Here is a 17,988-nt window from a genome sequence, read left to right on the forward strand (position 1 = left end):
ATTAAATAGATATTGATGATAAATTCGTCTATGGGCATCTCACAACTCCATTGTATTCTTGGTCGAAAACAATAGATTAGTGAGGTGCTCTTCTTTTTTCAATCACTTTCGAAGTTGAGAGTGGGGTTTATTATTATTAATGGTCAACGCCGTATTCGGTGTGGCTATCGCTAATATGATGATTAAGACACCGTCAGCCGTATTGCCAGTGTGGGGCGCATTAGTCGTGGCCTTTATCATTGGTCAATGTATTTATCGCTATAACATGAATTTGGTGTGGGTCTCCATCATTGGGGTGATTGCCTTATATGGTCTGATCTATTTAGGGCCTATGTTCCCAGTCGTATTGCCAGAGACCATCATGGGACTACCTGATAACGCGGTTTGGATCATTATCTTGTTTGCTTATGCAGCAGTAGCTTCGCTATTACCTGTATGGATGCTCTTACAGCCACGCGATTATATTAATGGCTTACAGCTGTTCGTCGGTCTAATCTTACTATACGCCGCTATATTTATCTCAACTCCTGACATTGTTGCGCCAGCCATCAATACTAACTTACCGATGAGCGCACCTTCTATCGTGCCATTGTTGTTTGTTACTATTGCTTGTGGAGCTATTTCAGGCTTCCATGGCCTAGTAGCTACTGGGACTACTTCTAAGCAAATTGATAAAGAAGAAGATACCCGTTTTGTTGGCTATTTCGGAGCTTTAGGCGAGGGCATGTTAGCCCTTGGTGCTATTCTAGCGGCTACTGCTGGATTTGCCACCCTAGGGGATTGGCAAGCGGTTTATCAAAACTTCGGTGATGGCTCTATCGGTGCCTTTATCGACGGTGGTGCTACTATCTTGAGTAATGGTGTTGGTATCGACATGGTATTATCACAAACTATGCTTACCGTTATGGCGGCGTTGTTTGCTGGTACGACTATGGATACTGGCGTACGACTACAACGCTATATTTTCCAAGAGTTTGGCGAATTTTATAACTTGCCAATATTGAATAAAGGCTCAGTAGCGACTTTCTTAGCCGTAGGAACCTGTCTGCTATTAGCCTTCGGCGCTGGCGGTATTGATGGTGCTGGTGGCATGATTATCTGGCCATTGTTTGGAACGACTAACCAGTTGATGGCGGCCTTAACCTTAATGGTGGTTACGGTTATTCTATTACGCAAAGGTAAGCCGGTTTGGTACACCTTAGCACCACTATGCTTCTTATTAGTAATGACTTTACTTGCGTTATTGATTCAGCTGAAAACTTTCTATGATGAGGGTAACTGGCTATTGATTATTATGGATATAGTCATTCTTATTGCTTCAGTATTAGTTACTTTTGAGAGCTTTTCGGTACTGCGCCGTGAGTGGTCGACCTATAAGGGTAAGAAAACCAGTTAACCCTTAGCTAACTAAAGAGTTGTAACAGAAAAACGCTGGCAGTTGCTGGCGTTTTTTTATGCTCAATAAAAGCAGGTATGATACATAGATAAATTGATAGACAGGTAGATTGAGAGATTTAGAAACAGAATAAATAAGATACTAATCACTTAGCGACTGATAGCTATACGGATATAGAGCACAAAATGCTATATTAGCTAAAAACATCAATAATTAGGGTCAATTATGCATAATACAGATGGTGATAGTTTGATAGGTGGTGTCTTTGATACTTCAGAGGGTTTTGATCCTTTATCAGACCTACCAGCTGATAGCCCAGACGATATAGCCCCTATAACCACTAACAGCTCAACTTGGTGGCAGCGCTTTTCGGCAGGGCTTAATGAGTTCTATCATGCCCCTTATCGACAAACTATGGCGCGAGCAGCACGTGATGAAGAAGATTTCTTTATGCTGCTAATGTTTGCTGAGAGCTTAGGGATTGATAATCCAGCGAGCTTTTATACCTTAGAGTTGCAGCCGCTGTTCTTAGAGAACTTCCATGAATGGCATACGCGTATGGGTATGGATAGATGTCCGTTTGACCATGTTGGTTGCTGCTAGTGATGTTAGTGATATTAGCTACTATGCATAGCCCACAAGCAGAGTGAGTAAACCTTAGCTAGCAATAAGCGCCGCCGTAAAAGTTTAAGCTTAGCCTGATTGCTTAGCCTAACTATAAATATAATAAAGAGATTACCCTATGGCCCTACAGTCCTTAGACAACTTAGTTACCCAATTATCAGCACAGCCAATTATCTTCGTTGGTGGCAAAGGCGGGGTAGGAAAGACTACTACTGCAGCAGCACTCGCCAGCCAATTCGCCGCTAAACACAAAAGAACCCTTATTATCTCAACTGATCCTGCGCATAGCCTAGGCGATGTGCTAAATACTAAGCTCAACAATGAAAAAACAGCAATCAGCCCTTATCTCGATGCTATTGAACTCAATCCCGATATTATCGTTGACGCCCACTTTGCCCAAGTTGAACGTACTATCAGGGCTTATGCCAATCCCGACATGATGCCCAAAATACGTGAGCATCTACAGTTATCAAAGTCAGCGCCAGGAGCACAAGAAGCCGCGATGTTAGAGTCTATGTGCCAGCATTTAGTAGCTGCTGCTGACGCTGGTTATCAACACATAATATTCGATACTGCGCCAACAGGACATACCTTGCGGCTGTTAGTGTTGCCTGAGATGATGGGAGCATGGACAGATGGTTTATTAGCGCAGCAACGACGACAAGCCAAGTTACGCTCAGTGGCTACTCATTTAGATAGTCACTCTAATAATATAGCAGCTAGTAAAGCCAATAACCATAAAGACTTGGCCAATCCATTTCAGAAGCACAAACCCGATCGCTGGGAGCAAGCCGTAGCAGTATTAGAGAAGCGTAAACAGCTATTTCGTCAGGCAGGACAGCTATTACATGAGCGTACTCAGACGGCTATCTTATTAGTGATGACCGCCGATATTCTACCTTTAGCAGAAACTAGGCGAGCTATCGAGCAGTTGGAAGCGGCAAAACTCACGCCAGCGGCTATAGTGATCAACCAACTCATAGATCCTGTACAAACAGATAACTTTTGGCAGCAACGTGCCGATAGACAGCAGCAGATAGTGAAGGATATTGAGAATAGCTTTAAACGCTATCCCTTGTATTCGGTCTACTTACAGCAAACCGATATCCGTGGTACTAAAGCCTTGAGTGAATTACTAAAGTAGGCTGCTAAGCTATTAAGTTGCTAATTCATTAAGCCGTTAAGCTAGTCACCTGCCAGCTTGTGAGCTTCAAGTTTATTAGCTAGGGACCAAGTAGCATCCATTCGTAAGCTCTGCGCTAACTCTGACTTACCACTGCTCAACGATGACCATTGCGGCTTACCTCGGGCTTTTTTTAGCTCGCTAGGTAATTTATGGCTCGGCCATGGGGTGATTGAATGATTATCAGCGCTGTCATTTTTAGCATCATCGCTGCTGTGGGTAATAGCACTATCATCTTGATATAGCATTTGGGTAGCATCAGTCGCCGCATGACCACGATGGCGTAGAGCCGTCAGTAGATCCATCGCTCTGGTCGCTAATAAGGTCAAAGTAGCCGGATCAATATATAAGCGTTTCACCCCAGTGAGCTTGTCGGCGATACTACTAGTGTTAGACAACAACCCACCAGCAAGACCACCCAAAGCGGCTCCTAGTCCTAAGGTAGTCCCTAACGCTGCCGCATCTATCCCTAATCCTAATAGTGCGCCTGCTGCGGCACCTGAGGTAGTGCGAATACCGTAAGTTTTGAGTAATTCAGGATCGAATGGGTCTTGCTGGTAAGCTTTTAATTCAAGCGGCGTTGCTGCTACTGCATTGTCATAAAACTTGTAGGAGTTTAACAATTTATTTTGCATAGTCCTTTCGCTTTGACGAACGGCTTCTTGCATCTGCGTTAACACTGGCATCGGATCATCGTCTTCATTGATCTCTCGTACAAAGGCCGCCACGTTGAGCAGAAAGTCAGCAATAATAATATTAGCTTCATCATACAGACGCGCCCAATCAGCAGCTCGACTGTCCATCAGTTGCTCAAGCATCTCAGAGTGGGTAAGCATAGTGGCGAGATTCTGCCACAAGTGCATTTCATCCTTAAACTCGAAGGCTACTGAGTCAAAGCGAGTAGAAATATGCAAGTTACGTCGTGCCAGCATCGTCTGCCAATCATCAATATTGGCATCTTGACTATCAGTGAAGTTAAACACCGGCATGAACGGAATCGCCGCCCAAGATAAGATAGCCAATTCATCTTTATATTTACCTAATACTGGCTCCCGAGCATCGACAACATAGATGGCCATATCACTTGCCAGCACTTGGCGAATCACTTTAGCTTCTTGACTGTAGTCTTGATAAACAGAGCCGCCTATGCGCTCAGCGCCTTGCGCGATATCTGCGGCTAAGAACTGCTGCAAGCGCTCGATACCATCACGACGACTGGCAGTGTTGTCCTCTAGCCAATCCATCAGACCCGAAGCATCTTCTAACCCTGGGGTATCATACAAAGCCACTAGTACTTCACCCGTCTGGCTATCGGTTAACTGCGCCCGCTCAACATGTCGAGTAGTCGCTGCTTCATTTTTGACTTCACCAAAATACACATCTCTGAGTAAGGTGCGCAGTATTGAGGTTTTGCCAGTATTAGTATGACCAACAACGGCAAGCTTTAGCGCTTCGCCACTAGCAATGGTTTTTTTAGTCATCGGTGATTTTTCTGACCACTCAGCATTAGCATCAGTAGAAACTAATGCAGAGGACGATAGCGGTTCTGAGTAGTGAGCACTAACATCGGTATTACTATAGCTATTATCGGCAGCAGTAGGCTTTAATAAGCTGGTATTCTCTACAGCGACAGCATCACTTTTTAGGGCTTTATCGGCGAATAGCCCTTTTGATTTATCAGTCGACTGATTATTGTTATTCATAATAATTTCTTATAGTAAATGAGAGGTGTTATAGCAATTTTACCGTAAAGTCAGGCAAATATAACTATATATTAATAACGGCAATTGTTGGTTAAGCACAGAGAGTTAAGCCATTAATTAGTACTAATAAAAAAGGCTAAAAAAATAAAAGCCGCTGCTAAACCGCATCAGGCGGGCTAAATAATACTTTTACTTTATTCTTCAGCCCCTTAGCATGAAAGAATTGCTGCCACATGCGATAAAAGACTGCGAAAATTAGCTGAAAAATATTATCGTTACTGCGCTCGCCAACTGCCCCGTAACGCACCGGATTGTTAATAGCATCTTCTTCGACATAAGTTCCGAACCAGCGGTCAAACAGTATAATGACGCCACCATAGTTTTTGTCGATATACTCACCATTAGTACCATGATGAGCCCGATGGTTAGAAGGGGTATCAAAAATATATTCAACCCACTTGGGGAGTTTTCCTACCGTTTCAGTATGAATGAAGAATTGATAAATCAAATCAATAGCGTAGAAGAAAAACACCCAGACAGGATGCACACCAAGCAGCATTAATGGTACGAAGAATAACCACCAACCAGTGACTGAATACAGTAAGCTTTGACGCATCGCTGTCGATAAGTTCATCTGATCATCAGAGTGATGCACCACATGCGCTGACCAAAACCAGTTCACTCTATGTGAGCTGCGATGAAACCAATAGTAACTAAACTCCACTGCAATAAAAATAGGAATAGCGCTCAGCCAAGTAACTTCAATAGTAAATAGCCGATACTGGTATAGCCATAGACATATTGGCAGCACAATAAGCGCTTGCACAATCAACTCAAAGCCTAGATAAGAGCCACCTAGACTAAAATTGGTTGCGGCTCGACGCCAGTGAAAGGCGCTGCTATCACCGCGACGCGCTTGATAAAACCATTCTGCTAAGAATAATAAAAAAAACGGCCCACCCATCAAAGGTAACAGCCACTCTTGCCAATGGGCAGGCAAAATACTAGTCAATGACGACTGCCAAGCTTCAGGAGCAATAGATAAAATGCTTTGATTCAGTGTGTCTTTGACGCCATCTAAAGTCTGACTATACTGACCTAAGCTGATACCGTTATCTGTCTCTGCCATATCATTTCACCCCATTCTACCTAAGAGTACTAGCTAACCTAGCTGTTTTAATATGCAGCTTGAGACTCTAAAAGACCAGTATAAGTTATGGGCGCTTGGGTCATCTGCTAAGTCTATGGCAGCATCTTAGTTGCTAACAAGCTACTAGCCAGCTACTAAGCCAATTTTCCGTGCTGCAAGGGCGGTTTGCCATTGTTGATAACGCACATTGTTAAAGGTGGGGCTGCTCACATCGGCATTAGTTTCCAGCGTTTGATTATTCAACAGCTGCACTATAACCCCGTGTTGAGCATGCGCCGCAATTTGATCCAATTTTCGAAGTGTCCCTCGATCTGGTAGGGCCTTATCGTGGATACCTAACAGCACTTGAAGCGGCTGTTGATCTAGATAGGTCGTTAACCGTGCCAAGTCCTCACGATCATCAATAATACCGAAATCCTCGACAGCTCCAATAGCGCCATCATAGTGGTCAAGACCCGCTTGCCACCATAGAGGGTTATTAGTCGGATACTCAAGCAGAGCCACTAGCTTAGCGGCACTGCTGACTACGGCTTTGGGGGCTATAGGCGCAGCCACTGCCACAAAGTCATCAACATCTATCACTTGGCGCTGCCAAAAATTTATTATCTTTTGATAATAAGGCGTCTTGATATCTAAGCGCATCTTTTTGCTACGGAACATCAGCGCACAGAATGACCAGGCCAGCGCCCGTGGTACGATGCCATACATCAGCAGGCTACCAATCAATAGCCCTGCCCACTGCCGAGCAATAGCTAAGGGCAGGGCATCAGTGACTAGGCGGCTTTGGACGATTGCCGCATCATTAGGCACATCGAAGCCAACCATACTAGGCAGCCACCCTAGCACTCGAGTCAAAGTGATCAACGCTTGATCTGAGAGCAAGGTAGACTCCCAACTAAAACTATACTGACGAACAATTAATAAAAATATAATCGCTAGCAGCATACCAGTCAAAGTAGCCAGCCAGAGCTGATGGCTGAAACGACCTAGATACCAGCGCATACCGCTATGTTGCAACTGCTGCTCATACAAGCGCACGGCGGCTTGGGTAACATCGTCTTTACCACGGATTAAATAACTGGGACTCACAAAACTGGCAAACCAATTAGAGGAGTGCTTTGATTGATTGATTAAAGTCATTACTAGCCAGCCTACTAGCATAATAGTATGAAAACCTAGCAAACAAACGAGCACATAAAAGAAATTAACCACATTAGCTTGGAGTAAGGTAAACAAGCCAAAAAACCCAGACACGCACCAGATCACACTCATGATGACCATAATACCTTTGAGGCGTCCTTCTATCTTGCCTAAAACTCTTGCCAAAGCGCCATTGCTGTCTATGCGTGAAGCACGCCGATGTAACTTTTGTAGAACAGTACCGTCCTCTAGTTGCAGTTTTTCGGTTACTAGTAGCGGGTCAGTCGCAAAAACATGCTGCTCAGTCTCAAGGGCGCGCACCAGTTCAGTTAATTGGTCTTGGGGTGATAACATAGCGAAGGGATATCCATAGGGTAATGTTTGAGCAGATAGTAGATATTTGCTTGTTTCTCTATTGTAACTCATAGTGAATAGTTATAATCTAACTAAATAAATCACTCAAAATGGCAAAATATCTCAAAAAGTTGACCAAATGGTCAAAAAACTACTAGCGGTTATCAGAAATAAGCGTTATGCTAAAACTGAGCAACCGATCTAGCAAAACTAAAATGCACACAATAGACAAACATTCTGTTAGATTGCTACCTATTGTTGATAATAAAACATGTTTTTGCTTCACTTGCATCGACTATTCGTAAAGCCCTTTTTATCCTTCTGGAACAACGGACACGATAATCAGTTAAGTTATATACCTAAGTTAAACACCTAATGTAATTACCTAGTAAAATTATTCGAAAAATCATCTAAAGCTATTCTAATTGTAAATCCATACCAGCTATGTCCTGATTTAAAGGAGCTATTCCTCCTTTTTTATGTTGAGCGTGGCTGATAAGCAATTTTTAGAGTTTAGTAGTATGAAAAAATGTATAGTTCGATTCGATAGCAACACCCAATACTCATAGATACTTAATGGTTCTTGCTATAGCTCTGCTATAACAAGAGGACTCATAATTTATTTTTTCAACCTAATGCACTATGTGTCAGTTTACACATATTACAAGCATAACCTGCAGGGAGCACGCCTATTTATGGACATCAAATCTACCTCTCAATCAACGTTTGAACGCCCAGAAGATGAGAATCTAGGTCTTGTAGCCAATATTGCTTATGGCTTTCAACACGTACTAACTATGTATGGCGGAATCATTGCCGTACCTCTTATTGTCGGTCAAGCTGCAGGTTTAGGTCCAGCAGAGATCGGACTTCTTATCGCAGCTTCACTATTCATTGGTGGTTTAGCGACTTTATTACAAACCCTTGGCATTCCATTTTTTGGTTGTCAGCTCCCATTAGTACAGGGCGTGTCATTCGCTAGTGTGGCAACTATCGTTGCCATTGTGACTTCAGGAGGCGGACTTCCTTCAGTATTTGGTGCAGTAATAGCGGCCTCGGTACTTGGGCTTTTAATTACGCCAATCTTCTCCAAGATTATCAAGTTCTTTCCGCCATTGGTTACTGGTGCGGTTATTACCACTATTGGTCTAACTTTGATGCCCGTAGCGGCACGTTGGGCTATGGGTGGTAATAGCAAGGCCCCTGACTTCGGTAGTATGGCTAACATCGGCTTAGCAGCGTTTACCCTAGCTTTAGTATTACTATTGAGCAAATTGGGTAACGCAGCCATCAGTCGCTTATCGATATTGCTAGCGATGGTTATTGGTACTGTTGCCGCTTGGGCAGTAGGTATGGTTGATTTCTCTAATGTTATGACCGGCCCTATCTTTGCTTTCCCTACGCCATTCCATTTTGGTGCTCCTACCTTTGAGCTTGCTGCTATCATCTCTATGTTCATTGTAGTCCTAGTGATCTTAGTAGAAACTTCAGCAGATATCCTAGCGGTTGGTGACATCATTGACACTAAGATCGATTCAAAACGTCTAGGCGATGGCCTACGTGCTGATATGGTTTCAAGTATCGTTGCGCCAATGTTCGGCTCATTCACTCAAAGTGCTTTTGCACAAAACGTTGGCTTAGTTGCGGTTACTAACGTTAAGAGTCGTTTTGTAGTTGCTGCTGCTGGTGTTATCTTGGTAGTATTAGGCTTGATGCCGTTGATGGGACGTGTGATTGCTACTGTTCCTACTGCGGTACTAGGCGGCGCTGGTATCGTTCTATTCGGTACAGTAGCGGCTAGTGGTATCCGTACCCTAGCGCAAGTTAGCTATACTAATAACATGAACTTAATCATTGTTGCCACTTCCATCGGCTTTGGTATGTTGCCGATCGCGGCTCCTGCATTCTATGATCAATTCCCAGACTGGTTCGCTACTATTTTCCATTCAGGTATCAGCTCTACTGCGATCATGGCTATTGCTCTAAACTTATTGTTCAACCATCTTAAAATTGGTAATTCAGAGAATCAGTCGGTATTCGCCGCTGGTACAGAGCCGCGCTCAGTACGCCAAGATGTCATATTAGATTTGACAGAAGGTGATTACTTTAGCGAAGGTAAACTATTTGATGTGGATAATAATGAGGTGCCAATAGCGCCCAAAGAGTCCGCTCATTAATGGATTTAATGACCACATCTCTAGTATTTTAGATAAAGAGTCGCCTTTTAAGGCGGCTTTTTTATTGGCCGTAGCTTTAGTTATCAGCCTGCTATTCATCTATTTTGTATTAATAGTCTAAGTGAGCTACATAACCAACGGGCAAACAACATCAATATGTACAAGGGTTTGCTATGGTAATAGAAGCAAGCTCAGTTATAGGTTTTTTGCTATGCATCAGCAGCTAGCGCTGTTAGACCGCTTAAAGAATGATAAGCAATAACCTTATAATTACCACAACCCAGCAACTACTAACCTATCGTTAATAAGGAAATCATTATGATTAATACTAATAATAAAACCTATCTGATTATCGGTGGTACTGGTGGTATCGGTCGAGCTATGGTCGAGCAACTGATAGAAGCCACTGCTAATGAGCAAGGTGCTAGGGCTGGTATTCGAGTATTTGCCACTTACCATAATAGTGTGCCGGAGATCGAAGCGGATAATCTGCAATGGCTACCGATGGACGTGGGTAGCGAGGATAGCATCAAGCAGGCAATCGAGCAGATTAAGCAACACAGTGATCATCTTGATTGGGTAGTGAACTGTGTTGGACTATTGCATACTGAACAGGCGCAACCAGAAAAAGCTCTTAGACAAGTTGAGACCGATTTCTTTTTACAAAACATGCAGATCAATGCCTTAGCCGGACTGCTTATTGCTAAACATATCAAGCCGCTACTAGCCAAAGCTGCACGTAGCGATGAGCAGCCAGCTATTTTTGCCACTATATCGGCGCGAGTCGGTAGTATTAGCGACAATCAAGTGGGCGGCTGGTACAGCTATCGCATGAGTAAAGCGGCACTGAATATGGGTATGAAGAACTTAAGCATCGAATGGGGGCGCGCCTTAAAGCAGACTTGCGTAGTAGTGATGCAGCCGGGTACGGTCAATACTCAGCTGTCGGCACCGTTTCAAGCGAACGTAGCGGAAGGTCATCTTTTCTCGCCAGCCTACAGCGCTGATTGTTTGCTAGAGGTATTGTCGGGCATGAGCGCTGCTCAATCGGGAAGTTTTGTCGATTGGGCAGGGGAATCAATACCTTGGTAGGATAGTTATTGGCTATGTTTAATGTGTAATGTTTAATCTATAAAGGGTCTGCTTTTAATAAAGCACACCCTTTTTATTTTATTATCAACTTTTTATTAGCCTTAAATCTCTATAGATGTTGAATAAATTAGCGCTTGGCTATATCTGATTTAAAACCAACTAGTTGATCACAAACTTGTCCATAAACTCATTTACTGGGGTTTGCTCTAAAGCAACTTGATCGTCGCATAAAGCGATGATCTCCTGACAACGCCCTTCAACGAATCGAGTAGCTAAACTGGACTGGAACTTGGCCTGCAAAACTGGAATACCTTCACTGCGCCGGCGTTTATGACCGATTGGGTACTCAATAGCTACTTTGTCGGTGCTGCTGCCATCGGTAAAGAATACTTGGATAGCATTAGCAATCGAGCGCTTATTAGGATCATGATAGTCTTTAGAGTAGTCCTCATCTTCGATAACCTGCATTTTGCGGCGCAGCGCATCTATTAATAAGTGATGCTGAGCATGGTAGTCATCTTCGTAATTCTCCGCCATCAGATCACCGGTTAACAGGGCTACGGCTACCATATACTGCAAACAGTGGTCACGATCTGCTGGGTTATTTAAAGTCCCTTTTTTAGAAATAATACGAATCGCTGACTCATGAGTTGTCAATACTATCTTGTCGATCTCATCGATTCTATCTTCTACTTGCGGATAGAGGATCACCGCCGCCTCACAAGCGGTTTGTGCATGAAACTCCGCAGGGAAGCTTAATTTAAAGAGAATGTTTTCCATCACATAACTGCCGAACTCGCGCTGAAAACTAAAGCGCCGCTCCGCTTCAGGCTTAGTCGCTAAGTCTTTATTGGTATGGCTAAATAGCACATCATAAAACCCCCACTGCGGCGCAGATAACGCACCTGGGATACCCATCTCACCTCGACTAGTGATATCTACTAAGCGCACCGCTCGACTAGTGGCATCGCCTGCGGCCCAAGACTTACGGCTGCCAGCATTAGGAGCATGACGGTAAGTACGTAACGCTTGACCATCGACTAGTGCTTGCGAGATAGCGGCCATGATACGCTCCGGTGGTAAGTTATAGAGTTTGGCAACGACAGCAGTCGAGGCCAGCTTGACTAAGAACACGTGATCGAGACCTACTCGATTAAAGGAGTTCTCTAGCGCAATCACCCCTTGGATCTCATGCGCCATAATCATAGCCTCTAATACATCACGCATTTTAAGCGGGCTGTGGCCTTTGCTGATATTTTGCTGACTGATAAAGTCGGCTACGGCTAAGATACCACCTAGATTGTCTGAAGGATGACCCCATTCGGCCGCTAGCCAAGTATCGTTATAGTCTAGCCAGCGCACGATACAGCCAATATCAAAAGCCGCTTTTACTGGATCTAGTCGATAAGAGGTGCCCGGGACGCGCGAGCCATTAGGAGTAATCTGATCGGCACAATTTGGCCCCAAGTGCTTAGTACATTCAGGAAAACGCAGCGCTAGCAGACCACAGCCGATAGTATCCATTAGACAATAGCGCGCCGTTTGCCAAGCATCAGCGCTATTGGGTGAGTCGTTATCTATAGAGTAATTGATGACATAATCAGCGATTTTTTGAATCTCTAAATCATATTCCGGACGCACATTACTCTCAACAGTAGCGCTTGATATAGTTGACATAGTCATCTCCTCATCCATGAGTGGTGATAACCGCTATGACGGCCATCTTTAACCGTTATTTAAAAGCATATAGTCGATTCAATTTAAAACAATAAAATACGGCAGAAAAAACGATTCTATTTATTTTGAAAGGGCTATAGCTTAATTAAAAATAGCATACTCAACATCGAGCGACAGTGACGTAGTGTAAAAGACTAGGCTATAAGGGGCTGGGCTGTGAGAGACCAAACCGTAAGATAATGAGCATAAACCATACTCAGAGTGGAAGAGACTTAAGGCCACTAAAGCAGCCTTTGCCGTTAAAGTGCCGCTAGAACCATGTTGACGTGCTCGATACTATCATTGCTATAGACATCGCCTATACAGACAAACCCTAATGTTTGATAAAATTCAATCAAATAAGTTTGTGCTGAGATATGAATAGGCTGGTTACAGAACTGATTATGACAGTAATCGATAGCTTTTAGCATCAATTGACGTGCCAGCCCATGACCGCGATAGTCCGCTAAAACTAATACCCGTCCAATATGGGGAAAGCCGTCAGCAGTAACGGTTGGCGGAATTATGCGACAATAAGCCAGTAGCTGTAATTCAAGGTTTGTGTTACTACTTGAGCTATTGGCAGCCTGCTGTTGATAAGCGCACAAATGCAGTGCTGCAAAGTCAACACCATCGGCATCAACATAGGAGCAGTTTTGATCTTTTACAAAGACTTGTTCACGGGCTTGGATAATATGGTAAACCTGATAGCCCGTTAACTCAGCAAATGCAGATAATTGCCATAATACTGTTGGCATAGTTAAAGAGGGGAAAGGCTTTTGCTGCTCACTGCTAGTAGTTGCCATAGCTTTGGGTTCTCATTGTTAATAAAGTATACGTTCAATAAACACGCTATATAAAATAGTAAAACTGGCGGCTCAGCTCATCAAACTAAACCTGCACACTAAATCATCAAATATATAAGCCCTGCGATGAATGACACGCTTAATATCAGCAGCAGAATTCCTAATATTGTGGAGGCCTTAGAGGTATCGGAACCTTGTTTCTTTACTTTGGTTTTTTTAGTGATGTTTAATACCATCTTGACGTGTTCAATGCCATCTTCTAGATAATACGCACCTTCAGGAACGAAGCCTAACGACTGATAAAAATCAATCAAATAAGTCTGCGCTGAGATAATAATGGGCTTTTTACCGTATTTTTTGCGGCAGTACTTAATAGCCTCAGTCATTATTTGCCGAGCCAAGCCCTGACTACGATACTGCGCTAACACTAGCACTCGACCAATCGCTGGCATAGACGCCGCTGCCCTTGGATTATTATCCACCGACAAGTTAGACTTCATTCTATTGAACTCAGGCGGAATAATTCGGCAATAGCCCACTAAGGCTTCGTTGTTATGGGCGATCAAATGCAGACAATCAAAATCAAGCTCGTCCATATCCTGATAAGGGCAGTTTTGTTCCACTACGAACACTTGCGAACGTGCTTTTAGGATGTGATAGATATCAACTGAAGTCAGCTCATCAAAGGTTTTTAGAGAAAATTCACAAGTCATAATTAGCGGGCTTTTAGCAATGGAAAGATAGGGTGTAGGGCTACTAAAAAATTTTGATCTGTTAAACGCTACGGCTATAAGGTAAACAACCGTAAACAACAATAAAAGGCTCTAAAATCTGTCGATAACTATTATAGCGCCATAAACGATAGGGTACATATGCTTATGCTTATGCTTATGTTTATGTTTATGCCTTAAGCATAGATTAACTATTTAAGGTTTGGCTGATTTTATCTAAGTTTAGGCTATCAGACATAGCGCTAAAGATTTCATAGTACTTACCACGCTTGCTGTATAGCTCTTCATGAGTACCTGTCTCGACCACTCGGCCATCTTCGATCACTACTAAGTCATCAGCATCGATAATCTGAGCGATATTATGCGAGACCATAATTACCGTCCGATCCTTTTTGATCAAATCTAAGCTTTTTTTGACTTGCTGACTAGCGATAGCATCTAGACTAGCAGTAGGCTCATCAAGAAACACGATCGGGGGATCTTTTAAAAACATTCGAGCCAAGGCGATACGCTGCTGTTGCCCACCCGATAGTGACTTTGCGGTACTCATATAACCGTTAGGTAATTGCATGATTTGGTCATGAATAGAGGCTTTTTTGGCAGCGATAATAATATCATCATCGCTCGCATCAATATCACCATAGCGGATATTTTCGCTGATAGTGCCTGAAAAAATATGATTGCTTTGTAGCACTAAGCCAATACGTTGGCGCAATTCATGAGTATCACAATCTGCTAGATCATGACCATCTAAGCAGATAGTACCAGAATCCGGTTGATAGAACTTAACCAGCAAGCTGATAATGGTACTCTTGCCAGCGCCACTTAAGCCTACCAAGGCGGTAATACGATTAGGTTTGATAGTAAAGCTGACATCTTTTAGCGCTTGAGTGCCATTAGGATAAGTAAAATTAACATGTTTTAGCTCGATATGGCCTTTAAGACCCTTACCACTCATGCCCTCTATAGTTTCGACTTGCTCATCATCTTCTAATATCTCAAAGAACCCTTCAGCATAAGTTAAGGCGTTATTGATTTGGTCATAGATACGATGTAATTGACGAATAGGGGCGGCGACGTTTTGAAAGAGCAGTACATGAAATAAAATCATGCCGATAGTCATCTCACCCTTTAATACAAAGTAGGCGGTCAGTAGGATGATAACGACTACCCCGATCTGCTCAATAAAGGTTTTAATGGCATCATAAATAAAGCCAATGCTGCGGATTCTAAGCTGATTATCCGTCATCTCTTTTTGAATTTTTAGATGCTTATCGGCTTCAATTGACTCACGAACGAAAGATTTGACTACGCTTATTGAATTAATTAAAGAAATGACTAAACCGCTTTTAGCTTCTCGAAAGCCACGCATTTCTCGGCGAAAGCCTTGTAGACGCTGCGCTTGTTTTTGACTAATGAAAAAATAGATTGGAATAATAATAAGACCGACCAAGCCTACCCAAATGTTGGTTAAAAACATGATAACAAGCGAGACGATAGCGCTAGCAAATAGGGGGAGCATATCGATAAAGAAGTTTTGCACAAGACTGGTTAGGCTACTAACCCCCATATCAATACGAGTCTGCAATTTACCACTGTCATTTTCACTACTAGTATAAAACGCCATCCGATAGGTAAGAATGCGCTCGATTATCTTTTGAGATAAGTCGCGTGATAGGTTAATCCGAATCTTTTCACCGAAATAGCGCTGACCAAAGGACACAAATATTGCTAGCACCTCCTTAGTCAATAGCACCACGCTGATGATACCCAGCATACGCACGCCAGCTTGCCAAGGATCGGCAAGAGTAGAAATCTCAGTCAAGGTATCGACGGTATAGCGCAATACAAAAGCGTTGACCTGCGCTGTAAAAGAGCCAAGCACTGTTAGTACTAAAGTCAGAATAATTAAGGTTTTATACGGAGCGGCAAATACTGCCAGCTTTTTGAGGATATCCAATAATAAAGCCCTACGCTCAGTCTTTTTGACTGGCGGCTTTTTATCGAATGGTGATTTGCTAAGTTCAGGGGTTGTTGGCATAGCGTTGGGTGTACAAATCTCAGTATTTAAATAGGGGCTAGCGCTGATGGGGCATAGTGCTAGTAAATAACTAGCGAGCTAAAACCCGAAAATGGTCAATAACCAGCTTGATGGTCAATAGTATTATCCTATAATTTTTTCCGAAAATATAGCCATAAGGCTAGTAGGTAACATGAGCTACTCAATATAGCCCCTATAATGAGCAAGTAATAGCGGCTCTTAAACAATAATTTTAAGCTAAAAAACGGTCTAGGACTAATAAGCTATAAAGGGACCGCTTATTGGCAATCCCTTTATGGTAGTAGCTATTAGATTAATCAAGCGGATTTAAAATGTTACCCATAGCTATGCATAGTTAGGTCCAGTTATGTACAGCTAAAAGCAAAAGCTAAAAAGCATCCGCTGCGACAAAGACTTCACCGACCATAATACGTCGTGCCGAGCGGCTCATCGATACTTTTTTGGCTTGCCAGCGTCCATCGACTTGCTCAGTCTTACCACCAACTAGTAGCGTACCTGAGGGATGACCAAAACGCACTTCGTTAAGCTCGCCAGCGCCCGCTGCTTGGTTAACTAGCGTGCCTTGCGTAGTAGCGGCGGCGGCGATGGCTACTGCTGCGGTGCCCATCATAGCATGATGCAATTGACCCATACTCATCGCCCGTACTACTAGATTAATATCGTTGGCAGAAACGTTGCTACCACTAGATGCCGTATAGCTGGCAGCAGGTGCCACCCAAGCAATTTTGGGGATATGCTGACTGCTTTGCGCCTCAGTGACGTCTTTAAACAATCCCATAGCGACACCGCCTAGCGCACGAATGGTCTCAAGCTTAGCTAGTAGCTGGCTGTCACTATTAACCTCACTTTGCAGCTCAGTACCGGTTAATCCTAAGTCTTCAGCCTTAAGAAAAATGGTCGGGATACCCGCGCTAATAAAAGTCGCTTTGACACTATCGGCACTTAAACCACAGCCAGAGACATCAAAGTCATCTACTAGATTGTTTGTTGGGAACATAGCGCTTGATGAGTCTACCGGATCAATAAATTCGATCTTCACTTCAGCCGCTGGGAAAGTCACCCCATCTAATTCGAAATCACCCGTCTCTTGCACTTGCACATTACCTTGCTCATCTAGATAGACAGGCACATGAGCGATAATGGTCTTACCGATGTTCTGCTGCCAAATCCGCACTTCACAGATACCGCTAGTGGCACTGTCAGCGATTTTTTGCGCAGCGACTAAACCCATATTAATAGCACAAGCACCAACCGCCGCCGTCAAATTACCGCAGTTGCCTGCCCAATCTATCATTGGCTTGGCGATATTGACTTGGCCAAACAGGTAATTGACATCGTGATCATTGTTTTCTGACTTGGACAAGATCACCGTCTTAGAAGTACTTGAGCTACCATTACCCAAGCCATCGATTTGCTTACCGTAAGGGTCAGGGCTACCGATAACCCGTAGCAAAAACTTATCACGAGCCTCGCCAGCCACTTGGCAACGCTCAGGTAAGTCAGATAGTTTAAAAAACGTGCCTTTTGAGGTGCCACCCCGCATATAAGTAGCAGGGACAGAGATTTGCGGGGCGAATTTTGGTTGGGTCATTATAATTAGTCCTTTATATAATATTGAATCTTCAAGGTTTACTGACAAATTTATTGGTAGTATGGAATGACATTCATTAGCTAAAAATAGATATGATTATGACAAAAGATATAAAGCTAAATAAAAATTCGGCTAAAACTCAACAAATCATGCAAGACAATCCTGATTTATTCTATGAGTTTGTTAGACAACTATTAATTGCACAAGCACAAGTTGCTGCTGGTAGGATTGAACCTTATAAGTTTGGATAAAGTGAGAATTAC

The 17,988-nt window shown here is 43.2% G+C and carries 13 protein-coding genes and 1 pseudogene; 6 read left to right on the forward strand and 8 right to left on the reverse strand.

Translation table 11 applies throughout. From position 1 onward, the window contains the following. Positions 1-127: 127 nt before the first annotated feature. The 3 genes and pseudogenes from JMY09_RS02200 to JMY09_RS02210 form a co-directional block, all read left to right on the forward strand. Positions 128-1,396: pseudogene (locus JMY09_RS02200) on the forward strand (carbon starvation CstA family protein); the annotation flags it as partial. Between the two features lie 324 nt (positions 1,397-1,720). Next, complete coding sequence (locus JMY09_RS02205) at positions 1,721-1,999, forward strand: cory-CC-star protein (protein WP_227677135.1); 279 nt, start codon at positions 1,721-1,723, stop codon at positions 1,997-1,999. Between the two features lie 139 nt (positions 2,000-2,138). Then, positions 2,139-3,164, forward strand: coding sequence for an ArsA family ATPase (locus JMY09_RS02210; RefSeq protein WP_201621965.1), 1,026 nt, complete (start codon positions 2,139-2,141; stop codon positions 3,162-3,164). 41 nt (positions 3,165-3,205) lie between these two features. Here JMY09_RS02210 and JMY09_RS02215 read toward each other — a convergent pair whose 3' ends face one another. The 3 genes from JMY09_RS02215 to JMY09_RS02225 form a co-directional block, all read right to left on the reverse strand. Further along, on the reverse strand, positions 3,206-4,906 hold the full coding sequence (locus tag JMY09_RS02215) for a DUF3482 domain-containing protein (RefSeq protein WP_227677117.1): 1,701 nt from the start codon (positions 4,904-4,906) through the stop codon (positions 3,206-3,208). Positions 4,907-5,063: 157 nt separating this feature from the next. After that, on the reverse strand, positions 5,064-6,035 hold the full coding sequence (locus JMY09_RS02220) for a sterol desaturase family protein (RefSeq protein ID WP_201621966.1): 972 nt from the start codon (positions 6,033-6,035) through the stop codon (positions 5,064-5,066). A gap of 144 nt (positions 6,036-6,179) precedes the next feature. Beyond that, positions 6,180-7,550 carry a DUF2868 domain-containing protein gene (locus tag JMY09_RS02225; protein WP_201621967.1) on the reverse strand — a complete coding sequence of 457 codons (1,371 nt, stop codon included), beginning with the start codon at positions 7,548-7,550 and terminating at the stop codon, positions 6,180-6,182. A 695-nt stretch (positions 7,551-8,245) separates the two neighbouring features. On the opposite strand from JMY09_RS02225, the gene JMY09_RS02230 reads away from it, so the two are divergent. Further along, complete coding sequence (locus JMY09_RS02230) at positions 8,246-9,727, forward strand: nucleobase:cation symporter-2 family protein (RefSeq protein ID WP_201621968.1); 1,482 nt, start codon at positions 8,246-8,248, stop codon at positions 9,725-9,727. Between the two features lie 318 nt (positions 9,728-10,045). After that, positions 10,046-10,819: an SDR family oxidoreductase gene (locus JMY09_RS02235; protein ID WP_201621969.1), complete on the forward strand. Its 774-nt coding sequence runs from the start codon at positions 10,046-10,048 to the stop codon at positions 10,817-10,819. A 159-nt stretch (positions 10,820-10,978) separates the two neighbouring features. Here the strand turns inward: JMY09_RS02235 and JMY09_RS02240 are convergent, their stop codons facing one another. The 5 genes from JMY09_RS02240 to prpF form a co-directional block, all read right to left on the reverse strand. Continuing rightward, a complete protein-coding gene (locus tag JMY09_RS02240; RefSeq protein ID WP_201621970.1) occupies positions 10,979-12,496 on the reverse strand; it encodes a bifunctional 2-methylcitrate dehydratase/aconitate hydratase in 1,518 nt (505 codons plus the stop codon). Positions 12,497-12,795: 299 nt separating this feature from the next. Further along, positions 12,796-13,341 (reverse strand): GNAT family N-acetyltransferase, encoded by a 546-nt coding sequence (locus JMY09_RS02245; protein ID WP_201621971.1) that lies wholly within the window; start codon positions 13,339-13,341, stop codon positions 12,796-12,798. Between the two features lie 98 nt (positions 13,342-13,439). Then, positions 13,440-14,054, reverse strand: coding sequence for a GNAT family N-acetyltransferase (locus JMY09_RS02250; RefSeq protein ID WP_201621972.1), 615 nt, complete (start codon positions 14,052-14,054; stop codon positions 13,440-13,442). 205 nt (positions 14,055-14,259) lie between these two features. Next, on the reverse strand, positions 14,260-16,113 hold the full coding sequence (locus JMY09_RS02255; RefSeq protein WP_227677118.1) for an ABC transporter ATP-binding protein: 1,854 nt from the start codon (positions 16,111-16,113) through the stop codon (positions 14,260-14,262). Between the two features lie 388 nt (positions 16,114-16,501). After that, positions 16,502-17,725 (reverse strand): 2-methylaconitate cis-trans isomerase PrpF, encoded by a 1,224-nt coding sequence (gene prpF, locus JMY09_RS02260; protein WP_201621973.1) that lies wholly within the window; start codon positions 17,723-17,725, stop codon positions 16,502-16,504. A 98-nt stretch (positions 17,726-17,823) separates the two neighbouring features. Between prpF and JMY09_RS02265 the strand changes: the two genes are divergently transcribed. Next, entirely contained in the window at positions 17,824-17,976 is a 153-nt protein-coding gene (locus tag JMY09_RS02265) for a hypothetical protein (protein WP_201622183.1), read from the forward strand. Positions 17,977-17,988 lie beyond the last annotated feature (12 nt).

This window comes from Psychrobacter urativorans, from assembly GCF_904846695.1.
GTDB lineage: Bacteria > Pseudomonadota > Gammaproteobacteria > Pseudomonadales > Moraxellaceae > Psychrobacter > Psychrobacter urativorans.

Excerpts from the sequence above, each read along its gene's own strand:
- JMY09_RS02230 (WP_201621968.1), top strand. The coding sequence starts at position 8,246 with ATGGACATCAAATCTACCTCTCAATCAACGTTTGAACGCCCAGAAGAT.
- JMY09_RS02240 (WP_201621970.1), bottom strand. The coding sequence starts at position 12,496 with ATGTCAACTATATCAAGCGCTACTGTTGAGAGTAATGTGCGTCCGGAA.
- JMY09_RS02255 (WP_227677118.1), bottom strand. The coding sequence starts at position 16,113 with ATGCCAACAACCCCTGAACTTAGCAAATCACCATTCGATAAAAAGCCG.
- prpF (WP_201621973.1), bottom strand. The coding sequence starts at position 17,725 with ATGACCCAACCAAAATTCGCCCCGCAAATCTCTGTCCCTGCTACTTAT.
- JMY09_RS02250 (WP_201621972.1), bottom strand. The coding sequence starts at position 14,054 with ATGACTTGTGAATTTTCTCTAAAAACCTTTGATGAGCTGACTTCAGTT.
- JMY09_RS02220 (WP_201621966.1), bottom strand. The coding sequence starts at position 6,035 with ATGGCAGAGACAGATAACGGTATCAGCTTAGGTCAGTATAGTCAGACT.
- JMY09_RS02235 (WP_201621969.1), top strand. The coding sequence starts at position 10,046 with ATGATTAATACTAATAATAAAACCTATCTGATTATCGGTGGTACTGGT.
- JMY09_RS02245 (WP_201621971.1), bottom strand. The coding sequence starts at position 13,341 with ATGGCAACTACTAGCAGTGAGCAGCAAAAGCCTTTCCCCTCTTTAACT.
- JMY09_RS02210 (WP_201621965.1), top strand. The coding sequence starts at position 2,139 with ATGGCCCTACAGTCCTTAGACAACTTAGTTACCCAATTATCAGCACAG.
- JMY09_RS02265 (WP_201622183.1), top strand. The coding sequence starts at position 17,824 with ATGACAAAAGATATAAAGCTAAATAAAAATTCGGCTAAAACTCAACAA.
- JMY09_RS02215 (WP_227677117.1), bottom strand. The coding sequence starts at position 4,906 with ATGAATAACAATAATCAGTCGACTGATAAATCAAAAGGGCTATTCGCC.
- JMY09_RS02225 (WP_201621967.1), bottom strand. The coding sequence starts at position 7,550 with ATGTTATCACCCCAAGACCAATTAACTGAACTGGTGCGCGCCCTTGAG.